Origin of the sequence: Gordonibacter urolithinfaciens (genome assembly GCF_900199375.1) — a bacterium.
GTDB classification, from domain to species: Bacteria; Actinomycetota; Coriobacteriia; order Coriobacteriales; family Eggerthellaceae; genus Gordonibacter; species Gordonibacter urolithinfaciens.
This window is the reverse complement of the sequence record NZ_LT900217.1, coordinates 3,030,219-3,051,463: the sequence shown is the minus strand read 5'-3', so window position 1 is coordinate 3,051,463 and position 21,245 is coordinate 3,030,219. Positions and strand designations below refer to the sequence as shown.

The window sequence follows — 21,245 nt, the reverse complement described above, 5'->3', positions numbered from 1 at the left end:
ATGTCTTTCGTCAATACAATCAAAAGTCGACCATCTCGTATCCGAGGTGCGAGAGCAACTCGCGCGGCGTGAACTTGGGCGCGCAGGCGTCTTTGAACGCCGTCTCGTCGCGCGAGACGATGACTTCCACCTGCTCAGCCCGAGCGCACGCGGAGATGATCCCTTCCTCGTAATCGGGGCGTTCGAGCGAAACCGCGTTCTTGCACACCGGACCGTCGACAACTGCCACGTCGGCTATATCGAACAGCATGCTCAGGGCTCGATAGCCCGCCTCGGCACCGGCCGACCTCTCAGCCCAATAGAACACGTCTTTCACCGACGTGCCCACGACGAATATCTGCGCACCCTCCTCGACGCACGCCATAACGGAGCCGAGGGAGTCCTCGAAGAAGTCCGGCCGCTTGAGCGCGATATCCACCCACACGTTCGTATCCACGAGCACGCTATTCATATCGGCTCCTATACATCGCGCGCATCTCCGCGTCTGTCATGTTCGAGCACGCTCCCTCCGCGATGCCCGCAAACGCCTTGAGGGAGGCTTTCTTTCGATCGCGTCCATCCTGGCGATCGAGTTCAGCGCGAAGAAAATCAGGGAGCTCCCTTGTGCTCGCCATATGCGCCCACAAGGATCGCACTGCCGTCAAGGTGCTCACTCCGTTGTCGCGCAGCACACGGTCGCCGCGCTCCTTGAGCGTCGCATCGATACGTATGTTGAGCGTCGCCTGCATGCTCCTCCTTCGCCGTCCCAGGCATCTTAGTATATGCATTACCGTAATGCAACAACCGAAGCAACAGGTTGCCAAGCACCGGGCATCCCCCGAGAGGACCCCCAGCACGCAAACAGGCCCCCGGGCCGTGTCGGTCCGGGGGCCTGCAGAAAACAAAAGCATCCTCCGCGAGCGCGACGCCCTATCCTCCCACGGACTGACTCCGCAGTACTTTCGGCGATGGCGGGCTTAACTTCCGAGTTCGGAATGGGATCGGGTGATCCCCGCCTCCATGGTCGCGCTCGCGGGGGATGCTCCCGCGGGCATTGTCTGCCCCGCCCAGGCGGCACCGCGCCACCCTGGCGGTCGCATAGCGCAGCATCGAAGTGATCGCGGAACGCGGACGTTCCTGCCTGTTGTGAAGAAGAGCTCGGGCTATTAGTAGCGCTCGGCTGAGCACGTTGCCGTGCTTGCACCTGCGCCCTATCGACCAGGTGGTCTACCTGGGCCCTTACCAAAGAGAAGACTCATCTTGGAGGCGGCTTCCCACTTAGATGCTTTCAGCGGTTATCCGTGCCGGACGTAGCTAGGCGGCGGTGCCGTTGGTCGACAACCGCTCCACCAGAGGTCCGTCCACCCCGGTCCTCTCGTACTAGGGGCAGATCTCCTCAATCTTCTTGCGCCTGCGGAGGATAGGGACCGAACTGTCTCACGACGTTCTGAACCCAGCTCGCGTACCGCTTTAAACGGCGAACAGCCGTACCCTTGGGACCGACTTCAGCCCCAGGATGCGATGAGCCGACATCGAGGTGCCAAACCTTGCCGTCGATGTGGACTCTTGGGCAAGATCAGCCTGTTATCCCCGGAGTACCTTTTATCCGTTGAGCGACGGCCATTCCACTCTGGGCCGCCGGATCACTAGAACCTGCTTTCGCACCTGCTCGGGTTGTGGCCCTCGCAGTCAAGCCCGCTTGCACTCTTGCGCTCTCGGGACGGTTGCCGACCGTCCTGAGCGGACCTTTGCGCGCCTCCGTTACATTTTGGGAGGCGACCGCCCCAGTCAAACTACCCGCCTGACACGGTCCCCGTGCCGGATCACGGCCACGGGTTAGGTCGCCGACACGACGAGGGCAGTATTCCAAGGCCGGCTCCACGGGAACTGGCGTCCCCGCTTCGAAGCCTCCTGCCTATCCTCTACGCGCCGAGCCAACGACCAATGTCAAGCTGCAGTAAAGGTTCACGGGGTCTTTCCGTCCTTCCGCAGGTAATTCGCATCTTCACGAATAATACAATTTCACCGGGTCCATGGTTGAGACAGCGCCCAAATCGTTACGCCATTCGTGCAGGTCGGAACTTACCCGACAAGGAATTTCGCTACCTTAGGACCGTTATAGTTACGGCCGCCGTTTACCGGGGCTTGGCTTCAGAGCTTCGCCTTCAAGGCTAACCCATCCGCGTAACCTTCCGGCACCGGGCAGGCGTCAGACCCTATACGTCGCCTTGCGGCTTGGCAGAGTCCTGTGTTTTTGATAAACAGTCGCTTGGGCCGTTTCGCTGCGGCCCCTCCCCGCTCCGGCCGCGAGGGCCTTCACCGGGAAGGGCGCTCCTTCTCCCGAAGTTACGGAGCCAGTATGCCGAGTTCCTTAACCATGGTTCTCCCGATCGCCTCGGTATGTTCTACCCGCCTACCTGTGTCGGTTTTGGTACGGGCGCCGACAAAGCTCCCTAGAGGTTTTTCTCGGAAGCATGGGCTCGCCGACTTCGCCTGATGGCTTCGTCTCGCGTCTCGGGGCATGTGGCTCGCTGATTTCCATGCGAGCCCCCCTACGCGCTTTCACGGGGACGTCCAGAACCCCGCCCGGCTACCCTTCTCCGTCACCCCGTCGGTCAAACGCTCGTCAGCGGTACGGGAATGTCGACCCGTTGTGCATCGGCTACGCCTTCCGGCCTCGCCTTAGCTCCCGACTGACCCTGGGAGGATTAGCCTTGCCCAGGAACCCTTAGGCTTACGGCGGAGGGGTTTCTCGCCCCTCTCTCGTTACTCATGCCAGCATTCTCACTCCCATGCGGTCCACCGAGGGTCGCCCCTCGGCTTCGCCCCCCATGGGAAGCTCCCCTACCACTGATAGATCAGTCCGCCGCTTCGGTGTCATGCTTAGCCCCGTGAATTGTCGGCGCATGTCCACTTGACCAGTGAGCTGTTACGCACTCTTTAAATGCATGGCTGCTTCTAAGCCAACATCCTGGTTGTCTAGGCAAACGCACATCCTTTGCCACTCAGCATGAACTTGGGGACCTTAGCGGGCGGTCTGGGCTGTTTCCCTCTCGAGCACACAGCTTAGCCCACATGCTCTGACTCCCGGTCTCTTAAGTCGCGGTATTCGGAGTTTGGTTCTTTTCGGTAGGCGGTGAAGCCCCCTAGAAGATCCAGTGCTCTACCTCCGCGACTGAACGACCGAGGCTAGCCCTAAAGCTATTTCGGGGAGAACGAGATATCTCCGGGTTTGATTGGCCTTTCACCCCTATCCACGGGTCATCCCCTCCGTTTTCAACCGAAGTGGGTTCGGCCCTCCACGGGGTCTTACCCCCGCTTCAGCCTGCCCATGGATAGCTCACCCGGCTTCGCGTCTGCGGCAAGCGACTCTGTCGCCATCTTAAAGGCTCGCTTTCACTGCGGCTCGGTTCCAACCTTAACCTCGCCGCTTACCGCAACTCGCTGGCTCATTCTACAAAAGGCACGCCGTCACACTGCAGGAGTGCTCCGACTGCTTGTAGGCGCACGGTTTCAGGTACTGTTTCACTCCCCTCTCGGGGTGCTTTTCACCTTTCCCTCACGGTACTGGTTCGCTATCGGTCACAGGAGAGTATTCAGCCTTGGAGGGTGGTCCCCCCGGATTCATACCGGGTTTCACGTGCCCGGCACTACTCGGGTGCCTTCCTCGGAGGCGTCGGGGTTTCGCGTACGGGGCTCTTACCCGCTGCGGCCGGCCTTTCCATGCCGTTCCGCTACCGCGACGCTTTGTAACTCCGTCCCAGGTCTGAGGCCCTGGGAGGGGAAGGTCCCACAACACCGCATGCAGCAACGCCCTCAAGCTTGCACGTGCATGGGTTTGGGCTGGTGCGCTTTCGCTCGCCGCTACTCGCGCAATCTCGGTTGATTTCTGTTCCTCCGGGTACTTAGATGTTTCAGTTCCCCGGGTTGCCTTCTCCCGCCCTATTTGATTCAGGCGGGGATGACCGGGCATGACCCCGGCCGGGTTCCCCCATTCGGAAACCTGCGGATCGAAGGGTGTTTGCCCCTCCCCGCAGACTATCGCGGCTTGCCGCGTCCTTCTTCGGCTTCCTGTGCCAAGGCATCCGCCGTGCGCCCTTGACATCTTCTTCTTACAAGGTAATTCAGGTATCCATATCGTTCTTGTTCGCGATCGTTCAGATGCGAATCATATGACTATCGCTAATCATTGATTCTCATTTATATCGATGCTTTCGCTATGCAACTGTCAAGGTGCGCGGGCGCCCTCGGGCGCCTCGAGGGCGGGAGCCCTCGAAACCGGGTATTGCGAGCGACGACCGAAAGGGCCCTTGAATCAATAGGTTTTAAAATCTTCTTCCAGGCCATGGGAGCTGAAGCTCGACCATGTCCGGACACGTCAGTGTCTCCCTAGAAAGGAGGTGATCCAGCCGCACCTTCCGGTACGGCTACCTTGTTACGACTTCACCCCCCTTACCCTCCACACCTTCGACGCCTCCGCCCCTTGCGGGTTCGGCCGGCGGCTTCGGGTGCAGACGACTCGGGTGGTGTGACGGGCGGTGTGTACAAGGCCCGGGAACGTATTCACCGCGGCATGCTGATCCGCGATTACTAGCAACTCCGACTTCACGGAGGCGGGTTGCAGCCTCCGATCCGAACTGGGGCCGGCTTTGAGGGATTCGCTTCCTGTCGCCAGGTCGCGGCCCGTTGTACCGGCCATTGTAGCACGTGTGCAGCCCAGGGCATAAAGGGCATGATGACTTGACGTCGTCCCCACCTTCCTCCGGCTTGACGCCGGCAGTCCCATATGAGTCCCCAACTGAATGCTGGCAACATATGGCAGGGGTTGCGCTCGTTGCGGGACTTAACCCAACATCTCACGACACGAGCTGACGACAGCCATGCACCACCTGCGCTGGCTCCTCTCGGCCACCGGGTTTCCCCGGCTTCACCAGCATGTCAAGCCCTGGTAAGGTTCTTCGCGTTGCTTCGAATTAAGCCACATGCTCCGCTGCTTGTGCGGGCCCCCGTCAATTCCTTTGAGTTTTAGCCTTGCGGCCGTACTCCCCAGGCGGGGCGCTTAATGCGTTGGCTGCGGCACGGAGGGATGATCCCCCCACACCTAGCGCCCATCGTTTACGGCTGGGACTACCAGGGTATCTAATCCTGTTCGCTCCCCCAGCTTTCGCGCCTCAGCGTCAGTCGCGGCCCAGAAGACTGCCTTCGCCATCGGTGTTCTTCCCGATATCTGCGCATTCCACCGCTACACCGGGAATTCCATCTTCCTCTACCAGACTCGAGGCTTCCAGTTCGGAACCCGGCCGGGGGTTGAGCCCTCGGGTTAGAGGTTCCGCTTAGAAGCCCGCCTACGCGCGCTTTACGCCCAATGAATCCGGATAACGCTCGCCCCCTACGTATTACCGCGGCTGCTGGCACGTAGTTAGCCGGGGCTTCTTCTGCAGGTACCGTCAACTTCTTCCCTGCTGAAAGCGGTTTACAACCCGAAGGCCTTCGTCCCGCACGCGGCGTTGCTGCGTCAGGGTTCCCCCCATTGCGCAAAATTCCCCACTGCTGCCTCCCGTAGGAGTCTGGGCCGTATCTCAGTCCCAATGTGGCCGGTCGGTCTCTCAACCCGGCTACCCATCGCAGGCACGGTGGGCCGTTGCCCCGCCGTCTACCTAATGGGCCGCGACCCCATCCCCCTCCGTCGGGGCTTTCCCGCCCCTCCCATGCGGGAGGGGCGGAGTATCCGGTATTAGCGCGGGTTTCCTCGCGTTATCCCGGGGAGGGGGGCAGGTTGGTCACGTGTTACTCACCCGTTCGCCACTCTATTCGCGCCCGAAGGCGCCTTAACCGTTCGACTTGCATGTGTTAGGCACGCCGCCAGCGTTCATCCTGAGCCAGGATCAAACTCTCCGTTTGAAGAGAGCGGCATCGCTGCCGCATCTGTTCGATCTTGGTTTTCGCCGGCTCCCCCGGCCCTTCGGTGGGCTGGGCTCGCCTGGCGGGCATCTCTCGATTCGATTCATCTCGCAATATCCGGTTTTCAAGGTTCCCGCCTCCCCTTCCGGGGGGCCTCGCCGCCTCCCTTCCGGGCGAGCGGCGCAAGGAGATACTTTACCTTCCCGTTGCCATCCTGTCAAGGACTTTTTTCAGGAACTTTCGTTCCGAGTCCGTCCGGGAGGCCCCGGGCCGCGTCCTCCTCGAAAACGCAGCCTGAATATAATACGCTCCCCGCCGCGGCCTGGCAAGGGGGTATTTCGGAAAATCTTCGGGACGGGGGCGCCGGGAGGGCGTTTTCGCAGGCGGGGGGCGGGAAAGAAGATCCCGCGGCCTCCCCTTCCCGGGAGGCCGCGGGGCGCGGGCGGGGCGGAAGGGGGGATCCGGGGGCCGCGGGGAGGCGCGCGGCAAGCCGATGCGGCGGCATCGGGCCTTTGGCGCGCTGCCGTGGCGGCGGGAGGGGCGGGGCAGGATCCCGAAGGGGGGTTTCCTACAGCGCCTCCAAAAACGCGGCCACGGCGTCGATCTGGCCCTCGGGGGTCGAGGCGCCGGCGGTGATGCCAACGGCGCCGCAGCCGGCGAGCCAGGCGGGGTCGATCTCGTCGGGCGACTCTATGTGATGGGTGCGGGGGCAGGCGGCGGCGCAGATGTCGGCAAGGCGCGAGGTGTTCGACGAGTTGCGGCCGCCGATGACCACGATGGCGTCCACCTCGTCGGCGAGGGCGGCGGCAGCCTCCTGGCGCTGGCGCGTGGCGAAGCAGATGGTGTTCTTCACGAGCAGCTGCACGCCGCGCTGCTCGAGCGCGGCCACGACGGCGTCCAGGACCTCGCGCGTCTGGGTTGTCTGCACGACGACGCCCACGGGGCCGTCGAGCGTATCCGGCAGGTCATCCGGGCCGGCCACCACGCTCACCGGCGCACCGGCCTCGCGCGCGCACGCCACGAGCCCTTCCACCTCGGGATGGCCCGCCTCCCCCACCACCACCACATGGCGGCCCTGCTCGGCAAGGTCGGCCGCCGCACGCTGGGCGCGCGCCACGTGCGGGCACGTGGCATCCACGAGCGGCAGGCCGCACGCCGCCACCGACCGCTTCACCGCGGGCGTCACGCCATGGCTGCGGATGACCACTGTGCCGGCGCCCGCCACGTCCTCCACGCCGTCGACGGCCCGCACGCCGCGTTCCGCCAGCTGTGCCACCACCTGCGGGTTGTGGATGAGCGGGCCCAGCGTGTAGGCCCTCCCCCCGTCCTCGACGGCCTTGAGCGCCAGGTCGAGCGCGCGCTGCACGCCGTAGCAGGCGCCGGCGTACGCGGCGCGCACCACCCTCACGAGCGCTCCCCGGCCGGCACGGCGGAAACCTCCGCCTTGGCGGCGCGCTTCGCGCGGATGCCCGCCACGACCTCGGCCGTGGTGTGCTCGGGCACGGGATGCTCCTCGAACACGGCCGTGAAGTCGCGTCCACCGGGGAACAGCGCGGGCATGTCCACCTGCTCGCGCGGCACGCGCAGCGACAGCGCGAAGCACTCGCGCATGGCGTACCACGTACAGCCCTCCAGGCGGTCCTCCTTCGGCAGGAAGTCGAAGTCCTCCACGAGCAGGGGGTTGCCGTACTCGATGGTGATCTTGGGGAAGCGCAGGCGCTCGCCCTTCCTCTTCACGTTCTCGGCGTTGCGCACGGTCATGGGCAGGAGGGGGGCCTTCCCCATCTTCGCGACGAACGCGGCGCCGGAATGGATCTCGGGGGTCTTCGTGCCTTTGCCGCGGCGCGTGCCCTCGGGCAGGATGCCCACGATCTCGTCGTTTTTCAGCATGCGCGTCGCGCGCTTGATGGCGGTGCGGTCGGCGGAGTCGCGCTTGACGGGGAACGCGCCCACGCGCGAGAGGATCTGTCCCACTAGGCCGTGGGCGTTGTCGAACAGGCTCTCGCGGCCCATGAAGCGCAGCCATTGCTGCGGGCGCGTGGCCAGGTACATGAACGCTACATCCAGAAACGAGGTGTGGTTCGCCACCACCACCACGCCGCTCTCCTTGTCGAAACCGCGGATGCTCTCGCGGTTGTCCACACGGTAGCGGAAGCATATCTTGAACACGAACACGAGGAATCCCCAGATAAGGTTGCCTGCCCAGTGGGGAGCCTGCTTCTCGTCGGACGTGCCGCCGAGCGGCATGTCCCATATCTTCTCGTACGGGAGGATCAGGCTCATCGCGCGGCCCTCTCGCGCGCGAGCTCCACGATCTCGTCGATGACATCCTCTATGTAGCGGCCCGTGGAGTCGAGGCGCACGGCATCTTCGGCGGGCTTGAGGGGCGAGGCAGCGCGCGAGGAGTCGTGCTCGTCGCGGCGCCGCAGGTCGGCGAGGACCTCGTCGAAGTCGATGGAGCCGATGGAGCGGTCGGCGTTCTGGCGCACGCGGCGGTGCGCACGCTCCTCGTCCGATGCGGTGAGGAATACCTTCACCTCCGCCTCGGGGAACACCACCGTGCCGATGTCGCGGCCCTCCACCACGTAATCGCCCGCGCGGCCGATGCGGCGCTGCTGCCCCACGAGCGCCTCGCGCACGGAGGGCGCGGCCGACACGGGGCTCACGGCGCGGTCGATCTCGGCCGTGCGGATGGCGCGCGTGACGTCCTCGCCGCCGATGGACACGCTTTTAGGGGCCGGGTCGCCCGGCTCGTGCCCGAACGCGATGTCGTGCGTACGGGCCAGCCGACTGAGCGCTGCGTCGTCGTCGAACGGCACGCCGTCCTGCAGGGCGCGCCACGCCACGGCGCGGTACATGGCGCCCGTGTCGAGGCAGGAGAAGCCGAGCTTCTTCGCCACGGCCTTCGCGACCGTGGACTTTCCGGCCCCGCTGGGGCCGTCTATGGCGATGATCATCGAGCCAACCTTTCGATATCGTCCAGGAACCGGGGATAGCTGATCTTAACGGAGTCGAAGTTCTCCACTTCTACGGGGACGCCGCCCGTGAGGCCCACGAGCGCCCACGTCATGGCGAGACGGTGGTCGCCGTGCGAGTCGAACACGAGGCCCGCAGGGGCGCGCAGGCCGGGCTGGCCCTCCACATAGAGGTCGTTGCCGTCGATGTAGGCCTCCACGCCCAGCTGGCCGAGGCCCTCCACGACGGCCGCGAGGCGGTCGGTCTCCTTCACGCGCAGCTCGCCCACCTCGCGGAACACCGTCACGCCGCGGGCGTGCGCCGCCACGAGCGCGAGCACCGGAACCTCGTCGACGATGGCGGCGATCTTCTCGGCCGGCACCTCGCAGCCATGGAGGCTCGGGGTGTGGCACGCCGCTATCATGCCGTAGGGCTCCTTGCCCGCCGCCCCCGCGTGGCGCACCGACACGTCGGCGCCCATGCGCTCGAGCGTGCGGGTGAAGCCGATGCGCGCCGTGTTCAGGCTCACGTTCTCCACCTGGAGGGAGCTGCCGGGCTTGAGCACCGCGGCGCACACGAGGAACGCGGCCGAGGACGGGTCGCCTGGAACGCGCACCTCGGCCGCCTGGAGCACGCGGGGGCCGGTCACGCTGGCCGTGCGGTCGGCTGCCGTGGTGGGCACGCCGAACTCGGGCAGCATCAGCTCGGTGTGGTTGCGCGACGGGGCGGGCTCGTTCAAGGTGGTCGTGCCGCGCGCGTAGACGCCCGCCAGCAACACTGCGGTTTTGAGCTGGGCCGACGCCATGGGTGCATCATAGGTGACCGCGCGCAGGTCACGCGTGCCCACCTCGGTTATAGGCAGCGTCTCGCGGCCGCCGGGCTCGAAGCGCGCGCCCATCTTCATGAGCGGCGCGGTGATGCGGCGCATGGGGCGACGCTGGAGCGAATCGTCGCCCGTGATCTCCACGGGCACGTCCCACGGCGCGAGCACGCCCATGAGCAGGCGCGCCGTGGTCCCGGAGTTGCCGCAGTCGATGGGAGCGTCCGGCTTGCGCGGGCCGGAGGCACCCCAGCCCGTGATGCCGCCGGCCAGGCTGCCGTCAGGCTGACGTTCTAGCGAGACCCGGGCACCGAGCTGGCTCACCGCCTTGATGGACGAGCGCACGTCCTCGGAGTCCAGCACGCCGGACACGCGCGAGGTGCCCTCGGCCATGGCCGCGAACAGCACGGCGCGGTGCGAGATGGACTTGTCGCCCGGCACGGTGGCGGCGCCGCGCAACGGCGCGGGCAAAGGCTCGATGACCGTGCGGCCGACCTCGGGCTGCAGAGACGGTGCGGATGCGGCTGATGCGACGGGCTCATGCGACATGGGTATGCTCCTTGGCCGAAAGCGGACTGAACGACACCGAGAAACCGGCGTTGATGAGCTGGGCTGACAGCTGGCCGACATCGCCCTCGTCGGTGAGCACGAGGCTCAAGACGGCGCTGTCGGCCGTTATATGGTCGATCTCGATGGACTGGATGTTGCAGCCCACGGAGCTGGCGATGGTGGTAACCTCGGCCACGACGCCGGTGCGGTCCTCCATGGGGATACGCACCTCGAGCAGCTTCTCGGTCGAGGGCACCCATGCCGCGGGAAGCGCCCGCCGTGCCTCGGCGGCCTCGGCGAGCAGTGCGGTCATGCGGGCGCGGTCTCCGGAGGCAAGCGCCTCGGCGAACGAGCCGATGATGCCCTGCACCTCCGCGAGGCCCTCCCCGAGCGCCGCGGCGTTGTCGAAGGCGATGCCGCACCACAGCTCCGGCGAGCCGGCGGCGATGCGGGTGGTATCCTTGAAGCCGCCGGCCGCCAGGCGCATGAGCGCCTGCTGGTCGTCGGCATGGCGGCAGGCCAGCTGCACAAGCGACGAGGCCATGATATGCGGCACGTGGCTCACCACGGCCACCGCCTCGTCATGGTCCTCGCGCGGCAGGGCGATCACGCGGGCGCCGAGCGACGTTACCAGCTCGTGCAGGCGCGGGAAGTGCTCGGCCGGCGTAGCCGCGTCGGGACAGAGTATCCAGTGCGCGCCCTGGAACAGGTCGGCACGGGCGCCATCAATGCCGTTCTTCTCCGAACCGGCCATGGGATGACCCGGCACGTAGTTCTCGGGATGCGGCAGCATGCGCGCGGCAACCGCCGCGATGCGGGATTTCGTTGAGGCGGTGTCCGTGACGATGCCGTCGAAATCCCAAGCAGCCAGACGCTCGAGGTACTGCTCCACCACGTCCACGGGGGCAGCGAGCACCACGAGGTCGCACTCCCCGCGCACGGAGCGCTCGAACGCCGGGTCGTCCGGCTCCCAGGCGGCGTCGACCCAACCGCGCTCGAGCGCGACGGCGCGCGTGCGGTCGTCCACATCCACGCCGGAGAGCCGGATGTCCGGCTGCGCGGCGCGCACGGCAGCGGCGAACGAGGCGCCCACCAGGCCGAGGCCCACGATGACGATGTGCCTGAACGCGGCTTGGCCGGATTGTTCGGTATGAGGTTCGATCATGGGACGATGCCGCCCTTCCTGCCTGTCGTGAGGCCGGGGCACGGCACGGCGCCGCTCCCCCGGCCTGACCATTCTAACATTATTATAGACCGACCAACGGCCGCCCGTCACCGGCCCGCGGCGCGCTCGAGCGCCTGCACCTCGGCAGGCTCCAGCACGCGCCGCTCGCCGCGCGGCAGGCCGCCCAGCTCCACGGGGCCGAACGCATCGCGGTGCAGCGCGAGCACCGGGTGCCCGATGGCGGCCAGCATGCGCCTCACCTGGCGCTTGCGCCCCTCGTGCAGGCCTATGCGCACGATCGAGCGGTCGCGTGCCCTCGCCGAGCACGCGCGGGCGTACTGGCGCGACGCCCCCTCCGGCGCGGCAGGCGGCACATCGAGGACCGCCAGCGCCGCTGCGGCCGCCTCGCCCTCCACGAGCGCTACCCGCGCCGGCAGCGTGGGGCCATCGTCCAACTCGATGCCCTCGCGCAGGTGCTCGAGCTGGGCCGCACTCGGCCGACCTTCCACGAGCGCCGTGTACACCTTCTCCACATGGCCGCGCGGGCGCAAGAGCGCATGCCCCAGCTCGCCGTCGGTGGAGAACAGCAGCAAACCCGTGGTGTCGCGATCGAGCCGCCCGATGGGGAACAGGCCCGGATGCTCGGCTGCGGGCACGAGCTCCGCCACGGTGGGGCGACCATGCGGGTCGGACATGGTGGTAACGTAACCGGCCGGCTTGTGCAGCATGAGCGTGACCGGGCCGTCCGCCAGGCGCACGACGCGACCGTCCACCGCCACCTCGTCGACGAGCGGATCCACCTTGCTGCCCAGCTCCGTGACCACCTCGCCGTTAACCGTGACGCGCCCGGCCGTCATGAGGTTCTCCGAGCCCCGGCGGCTGGCCGCCCCGGCGCGCGCAAGGAACTTCTGCAGACGCATGGGAACGATGCGGGGGTTGTCGTTTTCTTCGCTCACAGGTCCTCCAAAGTCAGCGAGGGCTTTCGTGGTGCCCGAGATCGGCGCGTTTCGCGGCCGAGCGTGCTTCCGCACGCGAGGGCAAGCGAAAAAGCGTCGAGACCGGGTGCCGCGGAAGCCCGCAGCGTCGGCCCGTTCCGCCGTTCGGCAGAACGGCGGAACCGATTATTCATCTTCCGTCTCGAACGTCAGGCTGTCGAAGTCGATCTTCTCCACAAGCCCGAGGCTCGAGGCCATGGCCTCGGCGAGCAGGCTTTGGGCCGCCTCGCCCGCGGCGTCCTCGGCAGCCTCGTCCATGCGGGCGAAGAGCGTTTGGCCTGCACCGGCGCCGGCCGAGCCGCCCAGCTGCTCGCCCAGCGTCACCGCCGCCTCCCCCTCCCCGTCGAAGTCGAACTCCACACCGTCGAAGCCGTCGTCGGAAGCGTTCGCCTCCGCGCCGCCAATGCGGACGTCTTCCGCCACGCGCACGGGCTCGCGCGTGGCGCTCAGGCGCTCGCGGATGAACGCGCGCGTGTCATCGTCGGGCGCGAACTGGTCCAGGTCGGGCAGGTCGGCCACGCTGCGCAAACCGAACTTCTCCAGGAAGGCGCGCGTCGTGGCGTAGAGGGTGGGGCTGCCCGGCGCGTCGGCCGTGCCCGCCTCGCGCACGAGGCCCTTCTCCACCAGCGAGTTGATGGAGCTGTCCGAGTTCACGCCGCGCACGCTGGCCACGCCGGCGCGCGTGACGGGCTGCGAGTACGCCACGATGGCAAGCGTCTCCATGGCGGCCTGCGAGAGCTTCCGCGTGTCCCACGACAGCACGTACTTCTCCACCAGCTCGTGGTACACCGGATGCGTGTACAGGCGCCATCCGCCGGCCACCTCGCGCAGCTGCACGCCACGCTCCTCGCCCTCGAAGCGCGTGCGCAAGCCCACGAGCGCGCGCTCCACGTCGGCCGGCTCAACCTCCAGCATGTCGGCGAGCGCGATGGTGCCAACCGGCTCGTCGGTCACGAACAAGAGCGCCTCGAGGGCGCCCGCCATCTGGCTTTCCTGCAATCCCTGGAACACGGGCCCAACCTTTCCCTACTCTTCCCCTACCGAGGTCAGCGCGTCGTCGCCGGTGAGCACGAGCTCGCCCGAGCCCTCGATGTAGCGGATGTCGATGTCGCCGAACTGCTCCTGCTGCTCGATCTTCACCATGGCGCGCTTGTACAGCTCCAACACCGCCAAAAACGTCACCACCACCACGGGCAGCGGCGTGCCCTCGTCCACGAGCTCCGAGAACCGCAGGCGCTTCTTGTTCACGATGCGCTGGTGGATGGCCCGCACGTGCACCTCCACCGGGATGGGCTTCGCGGCGATGTGCTCGGACTCCAGCAGGAACACCTCGCGGCGCGCGTAGGCCTGGGCAGCCAGGAGCGCCAGGCCGTCCAACGTCACGTCCTTCAGGTAGTCGGGCATGAGGTTCAGGAAGCACGCGTCCGGCCCGAACGGGCGCGCGTGCATGCGGCCCTCGGCCAAGAAGCGTGCGAGCAGCGTGGAGGCCGCGTTCTTGAACTGCTTGTACGCGAGCAGCCGGTCCACCAGCATATCGCGCGCCTCGCTGGGCGCGAGCTCGGCGATGTCGTCGTCCACGGCGTCGCGGTCGCGCGGGATGAGGCTCTCGGCCTTGATCTCCAGCAGCGTGGACGCCACCAGCAGAAAGTCGCTCGCCACGTCGAGGTCGAGGTTGTCCGTGCGGCCCACCTCGGCCAGGTACTGGTCGGCGATCTGCGTGATGGAGATGGCCCCTATGTCCACCTTCTGGCGGCTGACCAGGTAGAGCAAGAGGTCGAACGGCCCCTCGAAGCTGTCTATGCGAACCTTGTACGACACGCCCGCCCCGCTATCCGGCGAACGAGAACAGCAGGTCGAACACGTTGCCCGCCGTGACGTCCAGGTAGATGCCGATGGGGTTGAAGTGCAGCACGTACGGCACGAGGAGTACCACGACGAGGAACACCGGCATCGCATAGCGCTGCACCTTGTAATACTGGGGCAGGTACTTCTTCGGCAGGAAGAACGCGAAAATGGACGAGCCGTCGAGCGGCGGGATGGGCAGCAGGTTGAAGAACATGAGGTACAGGTTGATGAGCGAGAACATGGGGAGGAACATGGTGTAGAAGTAGTAGAACAGGTCGTTTTGCGCCAGCACGTTCACCGGCAGCAGCAGCGACACCGCCGTGAAGACGAGCGCGCCCAAGATGGCCAGCGCGAGGTTGGCCGCCGGGCCCGCCAGCCCCACGATAAGGTCGCCCTTGCGCGCGTCCTTGAAGTAGGCCGGGTTGTAGGGCACGGGCTTCGCGTAGCCGAAAACGGGCATGTTCATGGCCATGAGCAGAAGCGGCATGATGACCGTGCCGAAGGGATCGATGTGCTTGAGCGGGTTCAGCGACAGGCGCCCGGCACGCTGGGCCGTGGAATCGCCCAGCTTGTAGGCGGCGAAGCCGTGGCAAGCCTCGTGGCACACGATGGCCGGCACGAAGCTTAGTATGGAGCAGATAAGGTAAGGTATCGAAATCATGATGCGACCAGTCTAGCGCAAAGGGCCGCACCCGCCGTCCCAGCCGGGGAAACTTCACAAACTCCCGCAGGGGGACCCGGCAGGAGGGAGAGAAGGCAGGGAGGCGCCAGTCGGAGCGAATGCAGCCTGCTCGTAGCCGGCGCAGAACCAGAGCCGCCCGCCTGCCTTCCTTAGCCGCCATTCTCGGAGCCGCTGCGCCCGGGGCGGTTTCGCATGCTCGCTTTGACAAGGCCCTTCGCCTTGTCCGGCACCCCAGGGGCGGGCACATCCTGCGGCTTTGCAATCTTCAGCTCCTTTTCAAATTTCCTACCACGCCTTCCGCAGAACGAGCAGAACGCTCCGCATAGACTTGCCACGACGCCCCCCTTTTTTTCAGCCCACCCTTCCTTCACCCGCCCTCCTTCACGCCGCATCATGCCCGAGGTTTTGGGGACTTGGGTGCTCCCGGAATCCCAGGAGTGGAAGGAGCCGTGGACACCCCGGGGACGCTCGGCGCCACCGGAGCTCCCGGGACTCCGGGAGGCATCGGCGCTCCAAGGGTGCCGGGTGCTCCCAAGGCGCCCGGCAAGCCAGGCCCCTCGGGGCTAGGCAACTCCGCCCCGCATTTGACGCAGGCGGTATCGATGGACGCATTGGCGGTTCCGCATTCGGGACACGTCTTGCCAGCAGAAGCGCCCGCAGGTCTAAAGCACATAGTCTTTCCTTTCGGGTAGTTTTTAACTCCGGCGCCGAGCAACCGCTCCCCCGGCCGTCCCTGCTTAAGGCCAGGGCGACAAGCGCCCCTCGGCCTTAAGCAGGGAACGCGACGCCGCTGATGATGGGAAGCCAGATGACGCTCGCGACCAAGAGGATGACCGTCGGCGCCCAGGATTTCCTCACATACTCGGCCATGGAGATCCAACCTTTGTCGTAGCCGATCAGGATGATGGAATCCAACGGGAAGAACGTGCTCACCACACACAGGCCGCCGCCGATGCATGCCACGATGCCAGGATTGACGACCATGCTGCCGGCAGCCATGTTGACAGCGGACACCACGGCAACCAACAGGGGAATGGCAACAGAGATGACGGGAGGGCCGATGGGGATGAACAGGTGGAGAACCAAGGTTACCAAGCACATGACGAGCACGATGAGCAGGGCCGGCCACGCTTCCACCCCAACGAGCAGCGTGTTGACGAACCACGTGGCCACTCCGGTTCCCACGAGGCCGGTGGCCAGCACCTGGATGCCTACGACCATCATGATGACCTCCCAGGGTATGCTTTCGTAGAACTCCTTTTTGGTCAGCAGGTTCAGCCCGGGCAAGAAGGCGAGAACGCAGAAGATCAGCGCGACCATGATGGAATTGATCTGCGGAAGCCACGTGCTTGCTATCATCAAGCCGAAGGCAATGACATACCAGACGATGAGCTTGATTTCCTTGACGGTGATTCCCTGGATGCCTTCGAGCTTCGACTCTACCACCAGGTAGGCGTCTTGTTTGATATCCTCGAGCTTGAAGACCCTCACTATCCACAGGCTGGATAGGAACGTTACCGCAAGCGCGAGGGGTATGTTGGCGATGCACCAGCCCAAAAACGTCACACGAAAACCGATTGCCGTCTCCAACATGCTTATGACCAGCATGTTGGAGGAGTTGCCAAGAGGGGTGCCGATGCCGCCTATGAGAGCGGCGGCCGGGATGCCGAGTGTGAGGGCCTTGCCAAGGCCGGAAAGCTTCTTGACGCCGTTGTTCGCCTCGACGATGGAGAGGCTGATGCCCACGAAGATGGCAGATGCCGCAAGGTCGGCGATGAACATGGAGAAAATGCCCGTAACCATCATGAGACCGACAACGATCTTCCTCGAATCCCCCTTGGACCACTTCAAAACGGCATTTGCAACGCGGAACGGGATCGGCGTGGCCATGACCGCTGCGGTGACGGCAAAGATGAACAGGCAGTAGATCGGAACCATCAAGCTCGATTGGTTGAACACGGACTGTACGACCGCCCCGTTTTCCAGTGTGGTGGTGGCAAACGGCAAAACGCCGGTCATAGGCAGCAGGACGTAGATCAGCACAACCGTGACTATGAACGGAAGCGCTTCCGTCACCCACAAGATAATGCAGCAGAGCAGGATGCCCACAGCAGACATGGCCTCGCGGGAGAGGCTTTCCGGCACAGGGCAGGCGAACTGGAAGAACGAGAACACTGCGGCTGCTGCGATTATTGCGATCAGCCGCTTCATGGACTCCTTGCCGAACTTCCCCCGAATCGAGGAATCGATAGCAATCTCGGTCATAATTCCCCCTGTCGTTGTGAAGACGAATCGCGAAAAACTCGCCTCTGAGACTTCCATTCCACGCCCCGAGGCGAAAAGGGCGGACGCGGCGCCAGTAGGCGCCCCCCTCCGTCCGCCCGAACGCGCACCACCGCTAAGGAACGAACACGGCGGCCTTCCTTGGCTTGTCCAGGAGCTTCCGGCCGCACTCCTCGATCGTGCCGTATTCCAGGACCTTCGCCTGGCAGCACTGCACGCAGGAAGGCAGCTTGCCCTTGGCGATGCGATCCTCGCAGAGGTCGCACAGCTCCGTCGGATAGGCTATGAAGTCCCAGTGCCAGGAACCGTCGGGATGCTGGTAGGGACGATCCTCGAGAACCTTGATCCCGTTCTCGGTCTTGGAAAGCCCCAGATGCGTGCGGCAGGCGATCTCACAGCTGTGGCAGCCCGAGCAATACTCGAAGTCGATGTACAAAGCACCTTGCGTCATGGTTTGCTCCTCCTCTCTATTTCTGCAGGTAGACTGCAGTGGACTCGTCAGCAGGGCGCCATGTTTGCTGGACCGTGAACTCCTCTTGGCGACTTGGCTCGAGAACGATGCCGTTGGCATCCGGATCGTTCGGGCCGCCACGGCCGTCGACCCTCTTGATGCTCACCATCATCTGCTTGAACGTGTTGCCGAAGCCGAGCTTGCCGTTCACGCTATTGGGCATCAGCATGTTGACGTTGGACTTCCAGTTTCCGTAGAGGTTGGGCACTTCCCCGTTCTCCTCGGGGTACCAGAAGCCGTGCATGCAGTGGACAACGCCCTTCTTCATGGTGGGAACCACGCGCGCGAGCTGTCGGATGCTCCCATAGGGGGAGGATATCTCCACCCAGTCGCCCTCCTCTATGCCGTAGGTCTCGGCATCGTATACGTTGATGTCGACCATAGGCCAAGGAGTGAGCTGGCGCAGGCTCGGAACCTGCTTATGCTCTGAGTGGAAGAACTCCTGCTGGCGAGCGCCGGTGATCATCATCAGCGGGTATTCCCGGCCGAGCTCCGGCAAGGCGCCGGGGCTGTAGACCGGAGGCTCGTAATACGGCAGCGGATCCTCGCCCCAGTTCTGGTACATGAGCGAGTAGAGCTCGACACGGCCGGTGGTGGTGGGAAACCCGGGCTGCCCGTCAGGACGCAGCTTGCCGATCTTGTACTTGTAATAGGGTTCCTCGGACATGACGACCACCTTGTCGCGCAGCTCCCGGAAGGGCAGCCAGCTGCGCATGACATGGAAGTTGTCGTAGTCTTCCTGGGTCTCGAAGCGGTTCCAGAACCCGGGATGGAGCTTCTTTCCCACCATCATCATGATCTCGATGTCGCTCTTGCACTCGCCCACCTGCACGCACTTGTTCTGGGCACCGTAGAACGAGGCGTTGGAGGCATAGTGCGTGACCACCATGCCGTCGTGCTCGATGGTGGAGGCGACCGGGAACACCACGTCGCAGCAGCTCATGATAGTCGGGTTCATGAAGCAGTCGCAGGCGTAATTGAAGTCGAGCTGCTTGAGCGCCTTGTACCAGCGCTGCGGCTCGGCGGAGATGGCCGTGCCGACCGGGTTGGAGGAGACGAAGCCGGCCATATGCACCTTGTAGGGCTGTTCGGTCTCGAGCGCCTTCAGAAACTCGTCGGGGTGCGCCGTCCACATGATGGATCCGACCGCAGGGTACTTGTCCACGCCGATACGCTTAGTGTCCCACATCTCCTGGGTCATGATGCCGTTCTTCAGCGCCAGCATAAGCGTGGAGTCGTTCTCGTCCTCGATGCGCTGGCTTGCGTCGATACCACCTCCGTCGTGCACGCGGTTGCCGCCGTCGTCGCCCATGCCGAGCGTCGTGCCACCAGGGGCGTCGATGAAGCCGGTGATGGTCATGAGCGCGATGAGGCACTGGCCGAGCTGGGTGCCGTTCGGGTTCTCGTCGACTGCAAGGCCCCAGGCGAGCGCCGAAGGGCGCGCGGAGCCGTACATCCGGGCGGCCTTCCAGATGAGGTCTTCGGGGACACCGCATATTTCGGCGGCCTTGGAAGGCGGCATGGTCTGGCAACGCTCTACGAGCTCGTCATAGCCGTAGGTCCAGGCATCTATCCACTCGCGGTCGACCAGGCCTTCCTTGTCCATGACGTAGATCCAGGCCATGGCCATGGCCGTGTCGGTGCCGGGATTCACCTGGAGCACGATCTCGGAGCGGGAGCCCAGCCAGTGGATGCGCGGGTCGACGCAGATGACCTTCGTGCCAAACTGGCGCATCATCTCGATGAGGGCATGGCCGTACATGCCGTCGGGGTTGGAGCGCAGCGGCTCCTTGCCCCAGCACACCACGACCTCGGGCGCCACCCAACCCTCGTGCTCGTAACGGTCGGCGAACTTCTGGGCGTAGTCGATCTCGGGATAGCCGCCGCCCAGCATGAACGCGGTGTTGGAGATACGCGGCCCGTAGCAGGACCAGCCGGCCTGGGCATAAACGGCATTTGGGGTGCCGAACACCAGGTTCGCCCACTGCGTGTACCAATAGTTCGCCTCACGGCCGGTACCACCGAACACGCAGATGGTCTCGGCGCCGTACTGCTCGATGATCTCCCGCGCAGCATCCGCCACCAGGTCGGTGGCCTCTTCCCAGCTGCAGCTCTCCCACTTGTCGAGCCCGCGGTCCTCCCGGGCGCGCTTCATGGGATGGACGATTCGATCCTCATGGTAGACGTACTCGGTCAGGGCCAGGCAGCGAGGGCACAGCGCGCCCTTGGTGATGGGATGCTCGGGGTCGCCCTCCACCTCCACCACGACGCCGTCCTTCACATGGACCTGCAGTCCGCACCCTACGGGGTGGCACCCCGGAGGCGACCATGCGCAGGTACGGAAGATCGTCTCCTCCCCCTCTTCCCTTTTCCGCTCAGTCACCGTTTCCTCCTCACCTCGTGCAATAGTTGGCAATTCGGGTCTGCGTACGCTTTTTCGACCTGAGTCCATTGTGCGGTGGGAGTATCCGTTGGAAAAGATGCCTGAAATCTGTCGCTAACGTGGTTTCGAAGAGGGTCGACAAACCATGTTTGTCGACCAAGCAAATTTGAGCCTATGCGTCGAGGTAGCTCTTCCTAAGCCCTTGAACGAACCGCATGATGGTTGCCAAGCGGTTCGACCGCTTCGGATACAAGGCGTAGATGCACCAGTCGTACCGGGTATCGTCGAACGGGACGGCGCGCATGCCCTCGGGAAGGCTCTCGACAAAGTAGCTCGTCGCGATGCCCACTGCCTCGTTGCGCTTTATCCCATAGAGCCCCGAGGCGGTCGCTGCGATGGACAGGTTGGAGAAATCGTAGCCCAGGGAACCCAGCTGGGAGAAAAGCGGCTCGTATTGAAAGGACGACTCCGACATAAGCGCTATACGCTGATCCTTCAAGTCGAAGACGGAGAGCTGAGACCTTCGAGCCAGAGGGGACATTTCGTTTACGAGGACGTACGCCTTCAGGCGGTTGACCTCCTCGAAGCCACATTCGGGAAAATCGCGCTGCATGCACAGGGCCAGGCCCACGTCAGCCTCGTCGGTGCAGATAGCATGGTAGCAGTCCTCGCAGCCAACCTCGAGCAGTTTGATGCCCCGATCGAACTGGTAGAGGTACGACTCGACCTTTTCCGGAACCCGAGCCAGAAGGTTGTACGTCACCGCCGCGCGCAGCCCTGCCTCTGCAGGCACTTGGCCGACCGACAGCGCCTGCAGCGCGTCAATGCGACTCAGTATCTCGTCGACACGACCTGCGACCTCTTGGCCTGCAGGCGTGACGACCACGCTGTTGCCCCGCCGCTCGAAGAGGGGGAGGTTCAGCTCGCGCTCCAAAGCATTAACCGAATGGGCGATGTTCTGACGCGACGTGAAGCACTGCCCTGCCGCCCGCGCGAAGCTCGAGTGGTTCGCCGCCGCCAGGAAATAACGCAACTGTTGAATCTCCATAATGGCCCAACCCCAAAGCGCACTATCGGATCTGCTCGCCGTTGCCGAGGCGTCGCATCCAGAGGCTTCTGCGCGCCATCGCATTATCCCATGATACTATTCAGAGCGCCGTTCCGAGGCGGAAACAAT

At 64.6% G+C, this 21,245-nt stretch carries 15 protein-coding genes and 3 rRNA genes; all 18 read right to left on the bottom strand.

Annotated elements, in window-relative coordinates; translation table 11 throughout:
- Nucleotides 1-19: 19 nt before the first annotated feature.
- The 18 genes from BN3560_RS13080 to BN3560_RS12995 all read right to left on the bottom strand — a co-directional run bounded on the left by BN3560_RS13080 (nucleotide 20) and on the right by BN3560_RS12995 (nucleotide 21,116).
- A complete protein-coding gene (locus BN3560_RS13080) occupies nucleotides 20-451 on the bottom strand; it encodes a PIN domain-containing protein (protein WP_096228389.1) in 432 nt (143 codons plus the stop codon).
- Nucleotides 444-728, bottom strand: a complete 285-nt coding sequence (locus tag BN3560_RS13075) for a type II toxin-antitoxin system RelB/DinJ family antitoxin (RefSeq protein WP_096228388.1) — start codon at nucleotides 726-728, stop codon at nucleotides 444-446. Before BN3560_RS13075 ends, BN3560_RS13080 begins: the two co-directional genes overlap by 8 nt.
- 168 nt (nucleotides 729-896) lie before the next feature.
- Nucleotides 897-1,011: ribosomal RNA gene (rrf, locus tag BN3560_RS13070) — 5S ribosomal RNA — on the bottom strand.
- Nucleotides 1,012-1,125: 114 nt separating this feature from the next.
- A 23S ribosomal RNA gene (locus BN3560_RS13065) occupies nucleotides 1,126-4,091 on the bottom strand.
- A gap of 281 nt (nucleotides 4,092-4,372) precedes the next feature.
- Nucleotides 4,373-5,880, bottom strand: a 16S ribosomal RNA gene (locus tag BN3560_RS13060).
- The 16S, 23S and 5S rRNA genes sit together here, the layout of an rRNA operon.
- A 568-nt stretch (nucleotides 5,881-6,448) precedes the next feature.
- Complete coding sequence (gene ispH, locus BN3560_RS13055) at nucleotides 6,449-7,288, bottom strand: 4-hydroxy-3-methylbut-2-enyl diphosphate reductase (RefSeq protein WP_096228387.1); 840 nt, start codon at nucleotides 7,286-7,288, stop codon at nucleotides 6,449-6,451.
- Complete coding sequence (locus BN3560_RS13050) at nucleotides 7,285-8,163, bottom strand: lysophospholipid acyltransferase family protein (RefSeq protein WP_096228386.1); 879 nt, start codon at nucleotides 8,161-8,163, stop codon at nucleotides 7,285-7,287. The genes ispH and BN3560_RS13050 overlap by 4 nt, the downstream gene beginning before the upstream one ends.
- Nucleotides 8,160-8,837 (bottom strand): (d)CMP kinase, encoded by a 678-nt coding sequence (gene cmk, locus BN3560_RS13045; RefSeq protein WP_096228385.1) that lies wholly within the window; start codon nucleotides 8,835-8,837, stop codon nucleotides 8,160-8,162. Before cmk ends, BN3560_RS13050 begins: the two co-directional genes overlap by 4 nt.
- Nucleotides 8,834-10,204, bottom strand: coding sequence for a 3-phosphoshikimate 1-carboxyvinyltransferase (gene aroA / locus BN3560_RS13040; protein ID WP_096228384.1), 1,371 nt, complete (start codon nucleotides 10,202-10,204; stop codon nucleotides 8,834-8,836). The genes cmk and aroA overlap by 4 nt, the downstream gene beginning before the upstream one ends.
- Entirely contained in the window at nucleotides 10,194-11,369 is a 1,176-nt protein-coding gene (locus tag BN3560_RS13035; protein WP_096228383.1) for a prephenate dehydrogenase/arogenate dehydrogenase family protein, read from the bottom strand. The genes aroA and BN3560_RS13035 overlap by 11 nt, the downstream gene beginning before the upstream one ends.
- Before the next feature lie 107 nt (nucleotides 11,370-11,476).
- Nucleotides 11,477-12,289, bottom strand: coding sequence for a pseudouridine synthase (locus BN3560_RS13030; RefSeq protein WP_096228692.1), 813 nt, complete (start codon nucleotides 12,287-12,289; stop codon nucleotides 11,477-11,479).
- 201 nt (nucleotides 12,290-12,490) lie between these two features.
- Nucleotides 12,491-13,375, bottom strand: coding sequence for an SMC-Scp complex subunit ScpB (scpB, locus tag BN3560_RS13025; RefSeq protein WP_096228382.1), 885 nt, complete (start codon nucleotides 13,373-13,375; stop codon nucleotides 12,491-12,493).
- A gap of 15 nt (nucleotides 13,376-13,390) precedes the next feature.
- Nucleotides 13,391-14,182, bottom strand: a complete 792-nt coding sequence (locus BN3560_RS13020; RefSeq protein ID WP_096228381.1) for a segregation and condensation protein A — start codon at nucleotides 14,180-14,182, stop codon at nucleotides 13,391-13,393.
- A 10-nt stretch (nucleotides 14,183-14,192) separates the two neighbouring features.
- Nucleotides 14,193-14,870, bottom strand: a complete 678-nt coding sequence (locus BN3560_RS13015) for a site-2 protease family protein (RefSeq protein WP_096228380.1) — start codon at nucleotides 14,868-14,870, stop codon at nucleotides 14,193-14,195.
- A 789-nt stretch (nucleotides 14,871-15,659) separates the two neighbouring features.
- Entirely contained in the window at nucleotides 15,660-17,156 is a 1,497-nt protein-coding gene (locus tag BN3560_RS13010) for an SLC13 family permease (protein ID WP_157780591.1), read from the bottom strand.
- A gap of 133 nt (nucleotides 17,157-17,289) precedes the next feature.
- Nucleotides 17,290-17,625 carry a 4Fe-4S dicluster domain-containing protein gene (locus BN3560_RS13005; protein ID WP_096228378.1) on the bottom strand — a complete coding sequence of 112 codons (336 nt, stop codon included), beginning with the start codon at nucleotides 17,623-17,625 and terminating at the stop codon, nucleotides 17,290-17,292.
- A gap of 16 nt (nucleotides 17,626-17,641) precedes the next feature.
- Nucleotides 17,642-20,068, bottom strand: a complete 2,427-nt coding sequence (locus tag BN3560_RS13000; RefSeq protein WP_231897404.1) for a molybdopterin-dependent oxidoreductase — start codon at nucleotides 20,066-20,068, stop codon at nucleotides 17,642-17,644.
- Nucleotides 20,069-20,240: 172 nt separating this feature from the next.
- Nucleotides 20,241-21,116 (bottom strand): LysR family transcriptional regulator, encoded by an 876-nt coding sequence (locus BN3560_RS12995; RefSeq protein ID WP_161959476.1) that lies wholly within the window; start codon nucleotides 21,114-21,116, stop codon nucleotides 20,241-20,243.
- Nucleotides 21,117-21,245: the final 129 nt, after the last annotated feature.